Here is a 17,058-nt window from a genome sequence, read left to right as displayed (position 1 = left end):
TATGAAACGATAAATGTTAAACCTTATTTAAAATCTTTCTAATTTAACTCAAAACTTTTACCTTTACCACTGAGGTAATGGATAAGGAAAAAGTAAAATTATGGTTTAAGCGAGTCGGTGTTGCAGGCTTTCTATTCTTCCTGATTAAGGGGATAATTTGGCTGATTGTGTTTTATTTTATTGGCAAGAACGTTGCTTAATATTTCGCACAAACAGCAGCAAAGCCTTATCTTTGTCTTATGACAAAATTATCGGTAAACATCAATAAAATTGCTACACTTCGCAACAGTAGGGGTGGCAACAATCCTGATTTGGTAAAAGTTGCCTTGGATTGTGAACGTTTCGGTGCGCAAGGGGTTACGGTACATCCACGTCCTGATGAACGCCATATCCGTTATCAAGATGTTTACGATTTAAAAGCCGCCATTGCTACGGAGTTTAATATTGAGGGAAACTGCAGGGAAGACAAATTTGTAGATTTGGTTTTGGCCAACCAGCCTGCACAGGTTACTTTGGTTCCCGATGCCGAAGGTCAGATTACCTCAAACCATGGCTGGGATACGATAAAACACAAAGAATATTTGAGTGAAATGGTTTCCGTTTTCCAAAAACAGGGCATCCGTGTTTCCATTTTTGTGGATCCCGTTGTAGAAATGATTGAAGGTGCTGCCGAAACAGGGACCGATCGGGTGGAACTGTACACAGAGGCTTATGCGTATAACTATTATGCCGATCGCGAAAAAGCCATTGTAAATTATATTGCTGCGGCGCATCACGCCAATAAGTTGAACATCGGCTTAAATGCAGGCCACGATTTAGATCTCCACAATCTGCATTATTTTGCTCAAAGTATTCCGGGTTTATTAGAAGTTTCTATCGGCCATGCGCTAATTAGCGATGCGCTTTATTTGGGCTTGGAAACTACTATTCAAAAATACTTGCAACAACTTACTTAAAAAGCTGAGCAGAAAGACCAAAGGCGAAAGCTTAAAGGGAGTCCGAAAGTCGGGAGTCCGAAGTCCAAAAAACTGAAGGCAGTTGCACGTTCTTGATACTTGATACTCGCTGCTCGACACTAAATACTCAAAAACCGCTACTTGATACGATTTTAATGTTAAAAGGAATTCTCCTTGTTTTTTTTGGCGCCTGTTGTTTCGGCATCTTATCTACATTTGTTAAGCTTGCCTACCACGATGGTTACAGTTTGGGCGATGTAACGGGGGCACAGGCTTTTTTTGGGGCGGTAATTTTGTGGGTGTTGTTTTTCTTTCAAAGCAAAACTTCGGCCTATAAGGCTAAAGCAGTTAAATTAGTTACGCCTTGGTGGAAGCTTGCGTTGGCCGGAATTTCGACCGGTTTGGTAAGTATCTTATATTATCAAAGCGTAAAATTAGTTCCAAACTCGGTAGCCATCATCTTGTTGATGCAGTTTATCTGGATGAGTATTTTACTTGAATTGATTATCTATAAAAAGAAACCGACCGGATTGCAGCTGCTGGCTATTCTTTTAGTTTTGGGCGGAACGGTTTTGGCGAGTGGAATGGCAGAGGCAACAGTTGAGCGGCTGAGTTTAAAAGGCGTGGGTTTTGGCCTTCTTGCTGCGGTTTCCTATGCCGGCTTCTTAATGCTGAGTGGAAAGGTTGGAAATGAATATCCAGCTTTGAAGAAAAGTGCGTTGATGATTTCCGGAGCTTGCATCTTAATATTTGTGCTTTTTCCGCCAACGTTTTTATACAACGGATCGTTAGGCGGCAGTCTTTTAAAATGGGGGCTTATCATTGCTGTTTTTGGAACAGTAATTCCGCCGCTTTTTTACGCCAAAGGCGTGCCCGGGATCGGAACTGCGTTAAGTTCGATACTAAGTGCTGCCGAACTGCCCGTGGCGGTAATAATGGCCGCTATCGTTTTGCACGAACAGGTTTCTTTCTTGCGCTGGATTGGCGTTTTCGTGATCTTGTTGGCCATGGTGCTTCCCAACCTAAAATATTTGAGAAAGCGATTGTGAGCTATTTCGCATCCGGGCCTTCTCTTTCATTTGCATCATTTTTTTAATTTCTGGCCCCTAACTTGTTAAAAATTGAATATATTTAAAAAGCAAACATTTCAACAATGAAAAGATTAACCATTTATATTGCATCTATTATGATTATCGGCTTTACCGGATGTAAGCCTAAAGCCACCATTAACCAGGATGAAGCCGGAGAGGTTATAACCGAGTACTTAAATGCAAACCCTGAATACAAAACTACGCGGTTTAGCTTCGGAGAGATGAAATTTAACAGTACAAGTGAACTTTTTGAATTAGGTAAATACAAAACATTGGCCAGTAAAGGGTTGGTTACGCTAGACTTGAAAGAGGCAAAAAAGAAATTTCTCTCCAGTGATAGTAGCTTTACTTATCAAATCACACTCACTGAGAAAGCCAGTCCGTTGGTGCTGAAGCAAGACCGCGACAAGGCGACTGTAAAGGTATTGGAATACGTTTTAGCCGATTCAAAGCCTGTTAATTTTGAACAGGTAAATTCGAGCACCAGCAAGGTAACGGTTTCACTTAAAATGAAAACAACCGACTTTGCACCATTTGATAAAGAGGCCAACGAGAACAGCAACTTTATCACCAAGACGTATAAGTTGAAATTAACCAAGGATGAGGGTTGGAAAGTGCAGCGATAAGAGCCCGGTTTTCATTATGAACTTACGGTTCATCGTCATCTCGACAGCAGCGCAGCGGAACGGAGAGATCTTTGTTGGCGGCGGGCAGGTGTTAGCTAAGCACTACTGGCTTTAAATTCCTACTAATAGGCGAGAGATATCTCAACTGATGAAGAATCGGTTTTCGATATGAGGGGCGAGTTATTCCTCACATTTCCCGTCATCTCGACAGCAGCGCAGCGGAACGGAGAGATCTTTGTTGGCGGCGGGCAGATGTTACCTAAGCACTACTTGCTTTAAATTCCTACTAATAGGCGAGAGATATCTCAACCGATGAAGGATCGGTTTTCGATATGATGCTAGGGGGGAGAGCTAGTTCCGAGCGGGAGAAGCTGAGAGATTTGTCCGGCAAGCGCTGCATCCGAAAAGTATTAATCTTTATTTTCTCACTCGCCCTGATGTAAAAACAGGTTCGAACATCGGGTTAAGATAGATGTCGGAAACATAGAGCACGGCTGGTTTATTTTTAGCGATTGTTGGCTTGATAACCCTGTTTCCAAAGCTTTTATTAATACAATTGGCAACTAGTTCTGTGCAGTACAGTTCATTATCATTGCTTGAGTTGAAATTTAAATCGAATGGTGTCTTTTTTGCCAGATATGCTTTGGCCCACTGGGTAATTGCCAACTGAATTTCTTCATTTGCTTTTAATCTGTAGACACCCCAAACCTCAATTTCTTTCAAAAACGTTTCCATACTTTCTTTTTTCACAAATCCAACACCGGTAAGTTCGCTAGCTTCTGTATGGATTACATCAATGTTGGAGCCATCTTTACAGATAACCCCAACATGTGAGTATTTCTTTTCGCCGGGCGACATGTTTTTAAAATACTCAGAGAAAAAGCCGTTGCCCAGCCTGCAGATGATATCACCCGATTTAAAGTTGTTGCAAGCTTGAAAGTCGTTTGCTGTATGATCGTTTTTAGCTTTGCAACTGACCAGCAAAAAAAGCAATAGAAAGCTATTTCTTAGAACCGACGTTAACTTTCCATTTGCCATCTAATTTTACTAATTCTATTTTATCGGGTTTGTCCTTTTCGTCTTTATAAAACACCCAGGCTTGGTTTTCGACAATGGAATCCCTAACAAACGTAAATTTAAAATTTGGGTTTAGGTCTTTGGCTCCGCCTAAACCGATCATCAGGTCTAACATTTTTCCAGTAGGCTCTGTCGCGTATTTTTTTGCTTCGTCAATTTTCCCGGCACTCAGATTCATTAAGAATTTTTCTGCCACATTTTTTGGGGCGTTCGAGCTGCAGCCAACTAATATAAACAATAGGCAAGCAATGCAAATTGTTATTCTCATAGCTCAGTTCCTTTCTTGTTTTTGAGCTCTTGTAGGTTTTCGTTTATTTTGAATACTACAATCATCAGTTCGCACCATACCCTCGATCCCACTATACCCGCCACTATAAATGCCAGGCCTTTTACCATGTTCCCAATAGTAAAGCCATCGTAGCCCGAAAACATAGAGCTTAAGCCATAGCCTACCGCACCCAATAGCATGAGCCAGTAAATAAATGTGATGAGTTTTGGAGTAATCATCACGTCAAAGAATAAAAATTTGTTATACATAATTTGTTTGTTTATCAAATATAAAAATATAACTGAGTGTTACAACCATCTTGTGTTAAAAAATATTCCCGTTAGGAATATTTTTAATTTGCGCAATGGATGTTTCAACCCACAAAAGTTGGATAGTATTAGCGAGATTATAGAGATGACGATGTTATTTAAGGGTCCCTGTCATTTCGAACTCGAGCTATTTTCCCAAAGGGATGCCTTTGGCACAGCTCAAAGAGAAATCCCCGCAGGTGTTACCTAAGCACTACTGGCTTTAAGTTACTGCTAATCGGCGAGAGCGATCTCGCCCGATAAAAAATCAGGATTCTATATGACGGCTTCAACAAAACCTATCATTTCTATAGGCTTTAAAGCAATAATAACGACACCTTTTTTACACTGACAGATAGCAAAATAGCTGTTCGTTTTTGCTACCTTTGCACGCAAATTTATTATTCATACCGCATGAGCTTAAATATCCATTACAAGGAAGATTTTCAAAATCGTCATATTGCGCCAAATGAGGCAGAAACAGCCGAAATGTTGCAAACTGTTGGCGTAAATTCTATCGACGAGCTGATTGAACAAACCGTTCCAACTGCAATCAGGTTAAAACAACCTTTAAATCTCCCTGCGGCCAAGTCTGAAACAGAATACCTTGGTACTTTAAAGCAAACTTCGTTGCTAAACAAGGTTTTCAAGAGCTTTATCGGTCAGGGTTACTACGATACCATTACGCCGGGCGTAATTTTGCGTAACGTATTCGAAAATCCGGGATGGTACACGCAGTATACGCCTTATCAGGCAGAAATTGCGCAGGGTCGTTTACAGGCACTGTTAAATTTCCAAACCATGGTAATTGATTTAACAGGAATGGAAATTGCAAATGCATCGTTACTAGATGAGGGTACAGCTGCGGCTGAGGCCATGTTTATGCAATACAGCACCCGTAAAAATCAAGCTGCCAAAAAATTCTTCGTATCAGAACTACTTTTTGCACAAACAACCGATATTTTAAAAACCCGTGCCAACCCTTATGGCATCGAATTGGTAATTGGAAATCACCTCGATTTTGTCGCGACAGATGAATTTTTCGGTGCAATTGTACAATATCCTGCTGGTAATGGAGAAGTGTTCGATTATCAAGCCTTCGCGGCAGAACTACACAGCAAAAATATCAAGCTAACTGTTGCTGCTGATATCTTAAGCTTAACTTTGCTAACGCCCCCGGGCGAATGGGGTGCCGACATCGTAGTAGGTACAACGCAACGTTTTGGTATTCCGATGGGCTTTGGTGGACCTCATGCGGCATTTTTCGCGACCAAAGAAGAATATAAACGTTCAATCCCAGGTCGTATTATTGGCGTAACCATCGATAGCCACGGCGACTATGCGCTACGCATGGCCTTGCAAACCCGTGAGCAACATATCCGCAGAGATAAAGCAACTTCTAATATTTGTACAGCACAAGCTTTATTGGCTATTATGGCTGGCTTTTACGCCGCTTACCACGGGCCGAAAGGATTAAAAGCAATTGCAGAACGTACACACGGTTTGGCAGTAAGCCTTGCCTCGACTTTAAAAAATCTAGGTTACGCGCAACTAAACTCTGCTTATTTTGATACGATTAGGTTCGATTTGGGCGATTCGACAGGCGGCATACATGCGTATTGCTTAGATAATGAGATCAACCTAAACTATTCGGGTAATACCGTAACTATTTCTGTTGACGAAACCACTACTTTTGAAGATATTACTTTAATTGCCAAAATTTTTGCAAGGGCAAAAGGTATCGCAGGCGATCAGGTGGAAATGGTCGAAAACGTAGAAACGGTTGTTCCGGCAACATTGCAACGTACTTCAGCCTATTTAACACACCCAATTTTTAATTCGCACCATTCTGAACATGAAATGTTGCGTTATATTAAATCGTTAGAAGCGAAAGATTTATCACTTTGCCATTCGATGATTGCCCTGGGAAGTTGCACCATGAAATTAAATGCAACTGCAGAAATGATTCCCGTTACCTGGTCTCACTTTGGGCGCATTCACCCATTTGCTCCGGCAGATCAGGTTTTAGGCTATTACTCTGTATTCAATGAGCTGGATAAATGGTTGAGTGAGATTACAGGTTTCGCGGCCATGAGTTTACAGCCAAACGCAGGTGCGCAGGGCGAATATGCCGGTTTGATGGTTATTCGTGCTTATCATCACGATAGGGGCGATTTTCACCGTAATGTAGCTTTAATTCCTGCCTCGGCGCACGGTACAAACCCGGCATCGGCAGCAATGGCCGACATGAAGATCGTTGTGGTGAAATCGTTGGAAAACGGAAACATCGATGTTGAAGATTTAAAAGCGAAAGCAGAATTACATAAAGATAACTTATCGTGTCTGATGGTAACTTATCCGTCAACGCATGGTGTGTTTGAAGAAAGTATTATCGAAATCTGCGAAACCGTTCATGCTAACGGCGGACAGGTTTACATGGATGGGGCAAACATGAACGCCCAGGTAGGTTTAACAAGCCCTGCCAATATTGGTGCCGATGTTTGTCACTTAAACCTGCATAAAACGTTCTGTATCCCTCACGGTGGTGGTGGCCCCGGCATGGGTCCGATCGGCGTAGCTAAACACCTTGTTCCTTACCTTCCAGGCCATGCTGTAGTAGATATTGATAAAGGGAAGTCGATTTCTGCCGTTTCATCTGCTCCCTGGGGTTCAGCATCAATATTAATTATTTCGCATGCTTACATCGCCATGATGGGCGCCGAAGGGTTAACCAACGCGACGAAATATGCCATTTTAAACGCAAACTACATGAAAGCACGTTTAGAACAACATTATCCGGTGCTTTATTCAGGTGCTCAAGGTCGTTGCGCACACGAGATGATTTTAGATTGTCGTTCATTCAAAGCATTCGGAATTGAAGTTACCGATATTGCAAAACGTTTAATGGATTATGGTTTTCATGCACCAACGGTTTCGTTCCCGGTTGCGGGTACCTTAATGGTTGAGCCTACGGAATCGGAACCTAAACATGAATTAGATCGTTTCTGCGATGCTTTAATTGCCATTAAACAAGAGATTACCGAAGTAGAAAACGGGAGTTTAGACAAAGCAGATAACCCACTGAAAAATGCTCCACACACTGTTGCCGTGATTACTGCGAACGAGTGGAACCATGCTTATAGCCGTCAAACCGCTGCTTTCCCACTTCCCTATGTGTTAGAACGTAAGTTTTGGCCGTCGGTTGGTCGTGTAAACGATAGCCATGGCGATCGCTCATTAATTTGTGCATGTCCGCCGGTTGAAAGTTATTTAGAAGAAATCGTACCGTAAAAAGCTTAAAGCGAAAAGATGAAAGCGGAATGCTTATTCGTCCGGCGTTATTAGGTACAATTAATCGTTAAATAATAATCTGCAAGTTTTGTGAATTCATTTCATAAAGCTTGCAGATTTTTTTTGCCCAAGGCTGTCATTCTGAGTTTCAATTTTTTTCAAAAAAATCAATAAGAGTGACGCAAAACAAACAACCACCCTCCCAAAGGGATGCCTTTGGCACTTGCCTCCCGAAGAAATCGAGAGGAGTTGGACAGTGCGAACTTTAATGGTTTTCGATGCCACATGGTTGTGCAGTTGCTACTTCGCTCCTAATTTAGGAGAGTCTATCCCGACCGATTCGGGAGGTTGGGGGTGGTTATCTTAAGTAAATCCCCAGGCGATGAAAGGCGAACCGGGACAAAAGCGCAAACCCATCTTTCGACGGGCTGTAGTATACTCAAGTTTCTTCGACAATAGGGAACAGATTTACTTCGTAGCTGCTTCGCGGTCTTCATTGCCTGCCCCTCTGGTCGGGCGGGCGCTCAATATCATTTAGTTATGGAAAAAAAAATATTGTCGCCCTGAATATTTCGACTTGAGCTTGTATTGAGCGTAGTCGAAAGGCTCAGATCCGATAGCTATCGGATGACACCTGTAATGCTTAATTAAATGACATTGGGCGGGCGTTCAGAATGACGCATCTTTTAAAGGACTAATAAAACTCGCCAAAATGCCATAAAATGCCCGACGGATCGTGCAGAAAACATTCTTTGCCCCAGCTTTCGTTTCTAACAGGCGTTAACTTTACGTCCGCGTATTTGTCAGGTAAGTTCAGCGCCTGCAAATCGTTATAAAAACGGTCGGCATTATCCACTTCCATAAAAACCATGGTGTTGTCAACCCAATCTTTAACGTACGCATTCTGTAAATAGAAAGCCATTTCGCCGGTTTTAAACACCGACATGTTGTTACCTAAGGTGGTTTCCTCGAAACCAAGATCGCGATAGAAGCTCCTTGATATTTCGAATTCTTTTGAGCCAATAAAAGGCCGGATCGATTTTGCGTTGTGGTTCATTACTAATTCTATATTATTCAGTTTTACAACAATCTATTGTGCCACTCGAAGTTTTCAGTTGATTTTATTGAAACCTTTTGAGCAAAGTCTGGGTGTTTAGTGTTTATTAAATAATTAAATTCGTTCTGTACCAGAGCCGATGGAACTTTTAACAATAAACTTTTTCTATTTTGGTACCAATTGGAGCCTAACTTTTGAAGTTCGGGATAAGCAATTACAGATTTCCAGTTGGAAGGCAGTGCCGACAACTTAATTTCCATAATGTCTTTTACCTCTACCTGTACCTCAATTGATAGTAGCTTGTATTGATGATCGATTTTAATCGCACTGCGATGGCTAATCAATTCTAACGCAGATAAAGCAATTGAACTGCCCGTATAAATGATAAACTCCTCCTCACTATTCCACCTGTTTGCCACGCCAGAAGCCGATAATACCTTGGAAAACTGTTCTTTTCTGATGTTGTAAACCGTCATCATTAAACATTTTCGCCATATTCAAGGGCTGTTAATCTATTGTCTATAAATTTAATACCCGAAATGGTATCCAAAAACTTTGTAGGTGCTTCATTATCCAATAAATGGTTTTCGGCAGAGAGCCATTTCTCGAAATCGGCCGCACTTCCAAAAACTGCTATCCCATGTTTGTATAAAGAAAGAATTAAAACGATATGTTCTTTAATGTTGCCTTTAAGAACCAAATCTGCGTTTTTTTTATAGTTTCTGAGTGTTTTAGGGGTAATATTGAGCCAGTTAGATAAAGTATTGTCGTTCAGCCCAATTACGCTGTCTAAAGTTCTAACAAAGTCATTGTCAAATTTGCTTTGAATAGTGTAGAAATAAATTCTCGAAAAATCATTTAATGATGGAATCTCCTCAATTATTTTTCTTTGTTTCTTATCTAAGGTTGTTGTCGACATACGATCAATGTTTCTGAAATAAATATAGGGAATTCTTCCGATGTTGAGCGGTAAAAATATCTTTTCTATCTTTCAGCCCTGCAGAAAATTATAATCGAAATTAAACCACATCCTTTTTTCGATGTCAATAGAATGATTACGAAAAAAACAACCTATTTTTAAAAAACTTAACATAGGTCAATAACGAAGCATCGACCTTAATTATATCTTTGTTGCAAAATTAAAAATCAGAAAAATGAAATTAAAAATTAGCTCGATCTTTTTATTGGTAGCGGTAATAGCGTTATCAGCTTTTAAAAATCCTACAAAGCCAGTAATCTATACTGTTGATGCTGCAAAATCGACAATTACCTGGATTGGTAAAAAGGTAACAGGTTCGCATAACGGAACAATCGCTTTACAGTCAGGAACGTTAAACGTTGATGGCAAAAAAGTAACCGGTGGTACTTTCACTATCGATATGAACTCGATAAAAGATGCTGACGGAAGCGCAAAATTAGAAGGACACTTAAAGGCCGACGATTTTTTTGGTGCAGCTAAATTCCCAACCTCAACATTCGTAATTACAAAAGTTGCTGGTTCTGGCGCTGCAGTTACCGTAACTGGCAACCTTACCATTAAAGGAATTACTAAGCCATTAAGCTTCCCTGCAACTGTTGCCGTAAACGCAGATGGAACAGTTACCGCATTAGCTGGTAAAATTACTGTAGATAGAACTAAATACGATATCCGTTACGGTTCGAAATCTTTCTTCGATAGCATTGGCGACAAAGCAATTGATGATAACTTCGAATTGTCTGTGAAATTGGTAGCTAAGAAATAGACCTAGGAATTAAAAAGCGAAAAGTCTCGAATTTATTCGGGACTTTTTTGTTTTTCTATCATTTTGGAAAGCAGTTCTTGGATATGATTAGTTACCGTCAGCTGAAGCTAGACGGCAAAGGGCATCACAACTCCCGACTCAATACTCTCGACTAAGGACTCCCGTCCGTCAGCTGAAGCTAGACGGCAATGAAGTCCAACTCCCAACTCAAGACTGATGACTCAGGACTCCCGACTCCAAACTCCAAACTCCAAACTCCCAACTCAAGACTCCAAACTCCTACCTCACCCTAAATCCACCATCAATGAAATCGACGAAACCAGTTGCCGCACTTTTACCATGATAGAAAAGGCATTCCCAGTTTTCTTCTGCCGCACGTTTACCAAAAGCCTTGCGTAATTCCATCGCCTTGCGGCCATCGAAATCATACTTGGCAATAAAATTCTTAATTAATTCTTCCGGTTCAGGCAGAACATCGCCACCGAAAAATATCTTTTGATCGGCCTCCGTTAAAAGAAATACCTGATGATTTGGGCAATGTGCGCCAGTGAACTCAAAAGCAATGTTTTCGTTTAAATTGCCGTCGCCCTCTACAAAATGCAGTTGCGCATTGCGTTGTACAAAATCAAAAATATCGGTGTGATACGATGAAGACGTGCTGCTGAATGCCGTTTCCCATTCGCCGCGGTTAATTACATATTCCGCATCCGGAAAACTCAGCTCAACTTTACAGTTATCCTGCTTATGAATCATGCCTCCCGAATGATCATAATGTAAATGCGACATCAAAACTTTGGTTACATCAGTCGGGTCGAAACCTGCATTGCGAATGTTCTTATGTAAGATCAGTTCGCCTTGCTCATCGCTGAACCCTAAGCCGGTGTCGAAAAGGATCAAATCGTTTTTTAACTCAACTAAAAACGGCTGAACATTGATAAACAACGATGCCGGCCTATCTTTAAAGCTATGAATTGTAGCATCAAATGGAACAAATTTTTTCGTTGCATCAACCGAGTAGGTGCCTTCGTATAGCGTGTGAACTTGCAAAATAATGGTGTTTATATGTTTATGCAAAGTTAACAATCTATTTCCTTATTCGTTTCGGTAAAGCGCACATATGGGATTCAATACAGAAATTCGTAGTGAAGAAATATGCTGTAACTAGCAATGGGATTAGCTCTGTTTTGCCTTAAGCTGATTAAATGCGCTGCCAAATGTTTAAGAAAAATCATAAGCCGAAGATTACAATTTTAAAGGTTTCAACTTTCTAACTAAATCTTACATTTGCAGTATGAATACTGGCTTACAGCTTTATAGTACGCTTTCGCGAAAAAAGGAATTGTTTCAACCCATAAATGCGCCTCATGTTGGCATGTATGTTTGCGGCCCGACCGTTTACAGCGACGTCCATTTGGGCAACTGCCGTACTTTCGTTTCTTTCGATTTGATTTTCAGATACCTTAAATATTTAGGTTTCAAGGTTCGGTATGTGCGTAATATTACCGATGCAGGCCATTTGGAAGGCGATAGGGATGAAGGCGACGATAAGTTTGCTAAACGGGCAAAGCTAGAACAATTAGAGCCGATGGAAATTGTACAGAAGTACACTTTGGGCTTTCATGATGTTTTAAGGATGTTCAATACCTTGCCGCCAAGCATAGAGCCAACGGCCACCGGTCACATCATCGAGCAAATTGAAATGATTAAAATCATTATAGACAATGGTTATGGTTATGAAATTGATGGCAACGTTTACTTCGATGTAGAAAAATACAGCAAGGAATACAATTATACCGTTCTTACCAACAGAAATCTCGAAGATATGCTCAACAACACCCGTGAATTGGGCGGTCAGGACGAAAAACGCGGAAGGTTGGATTTTGCACTTTGGATTAAGGCTAAGCCCGAAACGCTTATGCAATGGCAATCGCCATGGGGAATGGGTTTTCCGGGTTGGCATATTGAGTGCTCCGCAATGAGCGCCAAGTATTTGGGCGATGAATTTGATATTCACGGCGGTGGAATGGACCTTGCGGCAACCCACCACACCAACGAAATTGCACAATCGGAAGCTTGCAGCCATAAACAGCCGGCGCGGTACTGGATGCATACCAATATGCTTACCGTTAACGGAACCCGGATGTCGAAATCGGCAGGCAATGGATTTTTGCCTTTGGAGCTTTTTACGGGCGACCATCCATTGTTGAAAAAAGGCTACAGTCCAATGACGGTGAAGTTTTTTATGCTTCAGGCGCATTACCGAAGCACCCTCGATTTTTCTAACGAAGCGCTCGATGCCTCAGAAAAAGGCTTTCGCCGGTTAATGTCGGCCGTTAATCTGTTAAGCAAACTGACCGTATCAGAAACAGACGATTTTGATATCGATGCATTGAAGGCAAAATGCATTAACGCCATGAACGACGATTTTAACAGTCCGATTTTAATTGCTGAACTTTTTGAAGCCGTTCGAATCATAAACACCGTTTACGATGGCAAGGGCAAAATTTCAGCCGACTCTTTAACCAAGCTGAAAGCACTGATCAACGATTTCGTTTTCGATATCCTCGCACTAAAAGACGAAGATGCCGGAAGTAACGATTTAAGCGGCGTTTTGGATATGGTAATCAATCTTCGTACCGAAGCCAAGGCAAACAAGGATTACGCCACTTCGGATAAAATCAGGATCGGTTTGCAAGAGTTGGGCATTCAGTTAAAAGATGGCAAAGAGGGAACAACCTGGAGTAAGAGTTAGTCTTTAGTCGGGAGCTTGGAGCTTGGAGTTGGGAGCTTGAAGTCTGAAAGCCCGAAAGTCAGGAAGTCCGAAGTCCAGAGTCAGCCGTTGTCATCCTGAGCGCAGCGAAGGATCTCCAGGCGATGGAATACTAGCTCAAATAAGGCACAAGCCCAATTGTGGAGGGGTAAAACAAACACCAATGATACTAAACTAGTGACCAATGATTGACCAATGAACTGATGAACCAGTGAACCAGTGAACCAATGAACTAATTAGCACTAGGCAGTTCACGTCATCCGATGAATTGGGCGGCATGCTAATATTCATCGGATGACTTCATTCAAACCAATGAACTAATGACCAATTTACCAATGAACTAATGAACCAATGACTAGTGAACCAATAAACCAGTGTCAATGAACAAAAAACTTTTGATAATGCCTGTACTCGCTTTGATCGGCTTTCAGGCGTGTAAGAACAATAACAAATCCACAGAAGAGGCAAGTTCATCAGAAGTTAAGCTTGTTTCTCCAGATTTTAATGCCGACAGCGCCTTTGCCTACACCAAGGCACAGGTTGATTTCGGTCCACGCGTACCCGGCACACCAGCGCATCAAAAATGTGCCGATTATTTGGTTGCCAAGTTGAAATCGTTTGGGGCAGATGTAAAAATTCAAGGTGAAAAAACAAAAACCTATGATGGAAAAAGCTTTCAGCTAAAGAACATCGTTGCTGTTTTCGCTCCAGAGAAAAAAAATCGCGTTTTGGTCACCGCCCACTGGGATGCACGTCCGTTCTCCGATCAGGATGCTGACCCTGCAAACCAAAATAAGCCTTTTGATGCAGCCAATGATGCCGGAAGCGGGGTCGCCGTAATTTTAGAAATGGCTCGTCAGATTCAGCAAAAGCAACCCAACGTGGGTGTCGATTTTGTATTGTGGGATTTGGAAGACTATGGAAAGGCCAATGATGAAACGCAAGATGAAGTTACCTGGTGCTTAGGTTCGCAGTTTTGGGCAAAAAATGCTGTCACGTCGGGTTACACGGCACTTTATGGCATTAATCTCGATATGGTTGGCGGTGGAAATGCGCAGTTTACACAAGACGAAATCTCACGCCAATCGGCCCCTGATATAGTAAACAGGGTTTGGGACATCGGGAATGAAATCGGCTACTCCTCTTATTTTGTCAAAATTCCCAGCGGCAAACTCGTCGACGATCATTTTTGGATGAATAAAGCTGGTGTTCCATCGATCGACATTATCCATTATAACGACAATAGCGGCTTTTACATTAACTGGCATACACAGCTGGATAACCTGGCGAATATTGACAAAAACACGCTAAAGGCCACTGGCCAAACGGTACTCGAAACCATTTACCGCGAAAAATAAAATGTGTAATTGTTAATTACTTTTAAAATTACACATGGAAGAAAATTTTATATTCGCCAAATATATATGCTAAATCAACAATGAAACATTTATTTTCTACAACAATAGCCTCACTTTTGGCACTTGGTGCTTTTGCGCAAAAGAGTGATGGAACTACAAAATCTCTGGTAAATGCAGAGAAAGAATTTGCAAAATCGATCGCTAAGAAAGGAGATAAAGACGCTTATTTAGAGTATTCATCAGCAAATACACTTGTTTTTCGACCAAACCCGGTTAATGCCAAAACTTTTTACGCAGGACAGGAAAAGGGCGAAAATGAGGTAAGTTGGACGCCAAATCTGGCAAAAGTATCGCGTAGTGGCGATTTGGGCTTCACCACAGGGCCTTACGAACTGGGGGGTGAGGGCAATGACAAAAAGTATGGCCAATACCTGTCGATATGGAAAGCTGAAAATGGCAGGTGGAAACTGGCAATCGATTTAAATACAAACAGCAATAAGCCATTGGGTACTGCAGCCCCGAGATTTGAAGAACCAAAAGATCATTTTGTTCCAAAGTTTATAAACGACAAAGAGATTAAGGCCGGTAAGGATATTATCTTAACAACAGAAAAAACCTTAAATACGCTTTTAAAGACTCATGGAATTGCTGCTTTTGGTGGCTTTTTAACAGCGGATGCCCGCCTGCTTTTTCCGGGTAACGACGCTATTAACGGCAAAGGTAAAATCCTTTCGTTTTATAACGGAATGGTCGATAAAATCAACTTGAAAACTACGGGTGTTGATAAGGCGCTGGGTAGCGATTTAGCTTACACTTACGGCGTGGCTACCATTGATTATAAAGCTGACTTACGCGAGAGCTTTAACTACGTTTTCATTTACGAGAAAGCGGCAGATCATAGCTGGAACCTGATTGTGCAAGCTTTTGTGCCAGCCGAAAGATAAAAAACAATGTGAATTAAAAAGGGCTATCTGTTAAGAGGCCCTTTTTTTTGTGCTTCACCGCTATGTACTCTTCGTATTCTAAACGTGGTTCGTCGCCTCGGCCGTAGCAACAATAGCCCTGATTGAAGCGGCATCCTTTTTGTTGGCGGTGCTCGGGCGTTTGAGCGAGCATGCAAAAAGATACAACAGAAAGCGGGGTGAAGTTTACCCATTAGCAGTGCCTTTGCGCTACGGATAAAAAGAATCGTTTAAGCCGATATAGAAACCACTCATTTTACGTTTATAAGTACATGTATAAAAAATTACTTCTAGTTCCCGTTCTTGTTGTTTGTCTTCTTAATGTTTCGGCCCAAAAGCGAAAGTTCGATGTGCAGGGAAAGGCAGGCGCCCGGGGCATTATGCCCGAAAATACCGTTGAAGGCATGCTGAAAGCTTTAGATTTGGGCGTAACCACGCTCGAAATGGATGCCGTAATTACTAAAGATAAAAAAGTAGTACTCTCGCAAGAACCTTACTTTAACAACGAAATTTCGTTAACACCTAAAGGAAAGCCAATTAGTTTAAAAGACCAGAAAAAGTATAACATCTACAAAATGGATTATGCTGAGGTGAAGAAGTTTGATGTGGGAAGCAAAGTCCACGCCCGTTTTCCAAGTCAGGTAAAATTTAAGGCTTATAAGCCCCTACTTTCTGAAACCATCGATGCCGCGGAAGCTTATGCAAAATCACACAAACTGGCCAGGCCGATTTATAGCATCGAAACAAAAACGATAAAAAATGGAGACAATGAGTTTCATCCGGAGCCGGCAGAATTTGTTGAGTTGATTATGGAGGTGGTTAACGATAAAAATATAGCCAAACGCGTAATTATCGAATCGTTTGATATGAGAACGCTCCAATATTTGCACGAAAAGTATCCGAAAATTCAAACTTCGTTGCTGATTGATGAAAAAGAACCCTTTGAAACTTATATCGAAAAGCTTGGGTTTAAACCCACAATTTACAGCCCTTATTCGGTTTTAGTTGGAAAAGGTTTGGTAGATCGCTGCCACGACATGGGGGTTAAAATTATCCCGTGGACGGTAAATTCGGTTAAGGAAGTAAAGTACTTTATGAGTGTGGGTGTGGATGGCATTATTACCGATTACCCCAATATAATGGGACAAATCAAGTAATACAAACAGCAATAAAACGGACTATTGAAATTGATATAGCAAAAAAATGCGCTGAGAACATCGTTCTTAGCGCATTTTATGTTTTTAATAACTAATCGACCTAGTGGTGCGCCTCAGTTTTTTCGTGAGCAGGCGCCTCGGTTGTTTCATGAGAAGAATTTCCTTCGTGGTGGAAAATCGGTCTGGTGAAATAAACAAGCAATAGTAAAACAATAATCCATGCAGTTAATGGCAAGGCCCAAATGCCTTTTGTTTGCTGAACTGGTGCGTGTGAGTCGTGAGCTGACATATCGAAATATTTTTGAATTTGAATTTATGCTTTGTAATTGCGATAAAGATAAGAACATTTTTAAAATTTTTCAGGATTACCGGTCAAGGATTTAGGGAAATCGCTT

The 17,058-nt window shown here is 41.3% G+C and carries 17 protein-coding genes; 9 read left to right on the top strand and 8 right to left on the bottom strand.

The features are described from left to right. Positions 1-239 precede the first annotated feature (239 nt). The 3 genes from IZT61_RS09720 (at position 240) to IZT61_RS09710 (ending at position 2,673) form a co-directional block, all read left to right on the top strand. Positions 240-956 (top strand): pyridoxine 5'-phosphate synthase, encoded by a 717-nt coding sequence (locus tag IZT61_RS09720; protein WP_196100944.1) that lies wholly within the window; start codon positions 240-242, stop codon positions 954-956. A 155-nt stretch (positions 957-1,111) separates the two neighbouring features. Beyond that, positions 1,112-2,005, top strand: a complete 894-nt coding sequence (locus IZT61_RS09715) for an EamA family transporter (RefSeq protein ID WP_196100943.1) — start codon at positions 1,112-1,114, stop codon at positions 2,003-2,005. A 104-nt stretch (positions 2,006-2,109) separates the two neighbouring features. Next, entirely contained in the window at positions 2,110-2,673 is a 564-nt protein-coding gene (locus tag IZT61_RS09710; RefSeq protein WP_196100942.1) for a hypothetical protein, read from the top strand. 417 nt (positions 2,674-3,090) lie between these two features. Here IZT61_RS09710 and IZT61_RS09705 read toward each other — a convergent pair whose 3' ends face one another. The 3 genes from IZT61_RS09705 to IZT61_RS09695 all read right to left on the bottom strand — a co-directional run bounded on the left by IZT61_RS09705 (position 3,091) and on the right by IZT61_RS09695 (position 4,287). Continuing rightward, positions 3,091-3,711 (bottom strand): YiiX/YebB-like N1pC/P60 family cysteine hydrolase, encoded by a 621-nt coding sequence (locus tag IZT61_RS09705; protein WP_196100941.1) that lies wholly within the window; start codon positions 3,709-3,711, stop codon positions 3,091-3,093. Next, a complete protein-coding gene (locus IZT61_RS09700; RefSeq protein ID WP_230383921.1) occupies positions 3,674-3,946 on the bottom strand; it encodes a nuclear transport factor 2 family protein in 273 nt (90 codons plus the stop codon). Before IZT61_RS09700 ends, IZT61_RS09705 begins: the two co-directional genes overlap by 38 nt. 68 nt (positions 3,947-4,014) lie before the next feature. Then, positions 4,015-4,287 carry a DUF4282 domain-containing protein gene (locus IZT61_RS09695; protein WP_196100939.1) on the bottom strand — a complete coding sequence of 91 codons (273 nt, stop codon included), beginning with the start codon at positions 4,285-4,287 and terminating at the stop codon, positions 4,015-4,017. Between the two features lie 453 nt (positions 4,288-4,740). Here IZT61_RS09695 and gcvP point away from each other — a divergent pair, with 453 nt between their 5' ends. After that, a complete protein-coding gene (gene gcvP / locus IZT61_RS09690) occupies positions 4,741-7,617 on the top strand; it encodes an aminomethyl-transferring glycine dehydrogenase (protein WP_196100938.1) in 2,877 nt (958 codons plus the stop codon). 694 nt (positions 7,618-8,311) lie between these two features. Here the strand turns inward: gcvP and IZT61_RS09685 are convergent. The 3 genes from IZT61_RS09685 to IZT61_RS09675 are packed head-to-tail and all read right to left on the bottom strand — an operon-like array spanning position 8,312 to position 9,593. Next, positions 8,312-8,674, bottom strand: coding sequence for a VOC family protein (locus IZT61_RS09685; RefSeq protein ID WP_196100937.1), 363 nt, complete (start codon positions 8,672-8,674; stop codon positions 8,312-8,314). Positions 8,675-8,697: 23 nt separating this feature from the next. Further along, positions 8,698-9,153, bottom strand: a complete 456-nt coding sequence (locus IZT61_RS09680; protein ID WP_230383920.1) for an RES family NAD+ phosphorylase — start codon at positions 9,151-9,153, stop codon at positions 8,698-8,700. Then, positions 9,153-9,593, bottom strand: coding sequence for an antitoxin Xre/MbcA/ParS toxin-binding domain-containing protein (locus tag IZT61_RS09675; RefSeq protein ID WP_196100936.1), 441 nt, complete (start codon positions 9,591-9,593; stop codon positions 9,153-9,155). The genes IZT61_RS09680 and IZT61_RS09675 overlap by 1 nt, the downstream gene beginning before the upstream one ends. Before the next feature lie 235 nt (positions 9,594-9,828). On the opposite strand from IZT61_RS09675, the gene IZT61_RS09670 reads away from it, so the two are divergent. Continuing rightward, positions 9,829-10,416 (top strand): YceI family protein, encoded by a 588-nt coding sequence (locus tag IZT61_RS09670; protein ID WP_196100935.1) that lies wholly within the window; start codon positions 9,829-9,831, stop codon positions 10,414-10,416. Between the two features lie 279 nt (positions 10,417-10,695). Here the strand turns inward: IZT61_RS09670 and IZT61_RS09665 are convergent, their stop codons facing one another. Further along, positions 10,696-11,490, bottom strand: a complete 795-nt coding sequence (locus IZT61_RS09665) for an MBL fold metallo-hydrolase (RefSeq protein WP_317193187.1) — start codon at positions 11,488-11,490, stop codon at positions 10,696-10,698. Positions 11,491-11,707: 217 nt separating this feature from the next. Between IZT61_RS09665 and cysS the strand changes: the two genes are divergently transcribed. The 4 genes from cysS (at position 11,708) to IZT61_RS09645 (ending at position 16,663) form a co-directional block, all read left to right on the top strand. Then, the gene (gene cysS, locus IZT61_RS09660) at positions 11,708-13,168 is read left to right on the top strand and encodes a cysteine--tRNA ligase (RefSeq protein WP_196100934.1); all 1,461 of its coding nucleotides are present in this window, start codon (positions 11,708-11,710) and stop codon (positions 13,166-13,168) included. Between the two features lie 398 nt (positions 13,169-13,566). Beyond that, complete coding sequence (locus tag IZT61_RS09655) at positions 13,567-14,544, top strand: M28 family peptidase (RefSeq protein WP_196100933.1); 978 nt, start codon at positions 13,567-13,569, stop codon at positions 14,542-14,544. 80 nt (positions 14,545-14,624) lie between these two features. Beyond that, positions 14,625-15,488 (top strand): nuclear transport factor 2 family protein, encoded by an 864-nt coding sequence (locus IZT61_RS09650; RefSeq protein ID WP_196100932.1) that lies wholly within the window; start codon positions 14,625-14,627, stop codon positions 15,486-15,488. Between the two features lie 290 nt (positions 15,489-15,778). Next, positions 15,779-16,663 carry a glycerophosphodiester phosphodiesterase family protein gene (locus IZT61_RS09645; protein WP_196100931.1) on the top strand — a complete coding sequence of 295 codons (885 nt, stop codon included), beginning with the start codon at positions 15,779-15,781 and terminating at the stop codon, positions 16,661-16,663. A gap of 100 nt (positions 16,664-16,763) precedes the next feature. Here the strand turns inward: IZT61_RS09645 and IZT61_RS09640 are convergent, their stop codons facing one another. Beyond that, positions 16,764-16,952 (bottom strand): hypothetical protein, encoded by a 189-nt coding sequence (locus tag IZT61_RS09640; RefSeq protein WP_196100930.1) that lies wholly within the window; start codon positions 16,950-16,952, stop codon positions 16,764-16,766. Positions 16,953-17,058: the final 106 nt, after the last annotated feature.

Origin of the sequence: Pedobacter endophyticus (assembly GCF_015679185.1) — a bacterium.
GTDB classification, from domain to species: domain Bacteria; phylum Bacteroidota; class Bacteroidia; order Sphingobacteriales; family Sphingobacteriaceae; genus Pedobacter; species Pedobacter endophyticus.
This window is presented reverse-complemented; position numbering and strand designations above follow the sequence as displayed.

Coding starts and splice junctions, on each gene's coding strand:
- IZT61_RS09720 (WP_196100944.1), top strand. CDS start 240: ATGACAAAATTATCGGTAAACATCAATAAAATTGCTACACTTCGCAAC.
- IZT61_RS09715 (WP_196100943.1), top strand. CDS start 1,112: ATGTTAAAAGGAATTCTCCTTGTTTTTTTTGGCGCCTGTTGTTTCGGC.
- IZT61_RS09710 (WP_196100942.1), top strand. CDS start 2,110: ATGAAAAGATTAACCATTTATATTGCATCTATTATGATTATCGGCTTT.
- IZT61_RS09705 (WP_196100941.1), bottom strand. CDS start 3,711: ATGGCAAATGGAAAGTTAACGTCGGTTCTAAGAAATAGCTTTCTATTG.
- IZT61_RS09695 (WP_196100939.1), bottom strand. CDS start 4,287: ATGTATAACAAATTTTTATTCTTTGACGTGATGATTACTCCAAAACTC.
- gcvP (WP_196100938.1), top strand. CDS start 4,741: ATGAGCTTAAATATCCATTACAAGGAAGATTTTCAAAATCGTCATATT.
- IZT61_RS09685 (WP_196100937.1), bottom strand. CDS start 8,674: ATGAACCACAACGCAAAATCGATCCGGCCTTTTATTGGCTCAAAAGAA.
- IZT61_RS09680 (WP_230383920.1), bottom strand. CDS start 9,153: ATGATGACGGTTTACAACATCAGAAAAGAACAGTTTTCCAAGGTATTA.
- IZT61_RS09675 (WP_196100936.1), bottom strand. CDS start 9,593: ATGTCGACAACAACCTTAGATAAGAAACAAAGAAAAATAATTGAGGAG.
- IZT61_RS09670 (WP_196100935.1), top strand. CDS start 9,829: ATGAAATTAAAAATTAGCTCGATCTTTTTATTGGTAGCGGTAATAGCG.
- cysS (WP_196100934.1), top strand. CDS start 11,708: ATGAATACTGGCTTACAGCTTTATAGTACGCTTTCGCGAAAAAAGGAA.
- IZT61_RS09655 (WP_196100933.1), top strand. CDS start 13,567: ATGAACAAAAAACTTTTGATAATGCCTGTACTCGCTTTGATCGGCTTT.
- IZT61_RS09650 (WP_196100932.1), top strand. CDS start 14,625: ATGAAACATTTATTTTCTACAACAATAGCCTCACTTTTGGCACTTGGT.
- IZT61_RS09645 (WP_196100931.1), top strand. CDS start 15,779: ATGTATAAAAAATTACTTCTAGTTCCCGTTCTTGTTGTTTGTCTTCTT.
- IZT61_RS09640 (WP_196100930.1), bottom strand. CDS start 16,952: ATGTCAGCTCACGACTCACACGCACCAGTTCAGCAAACAAAAGGCATT.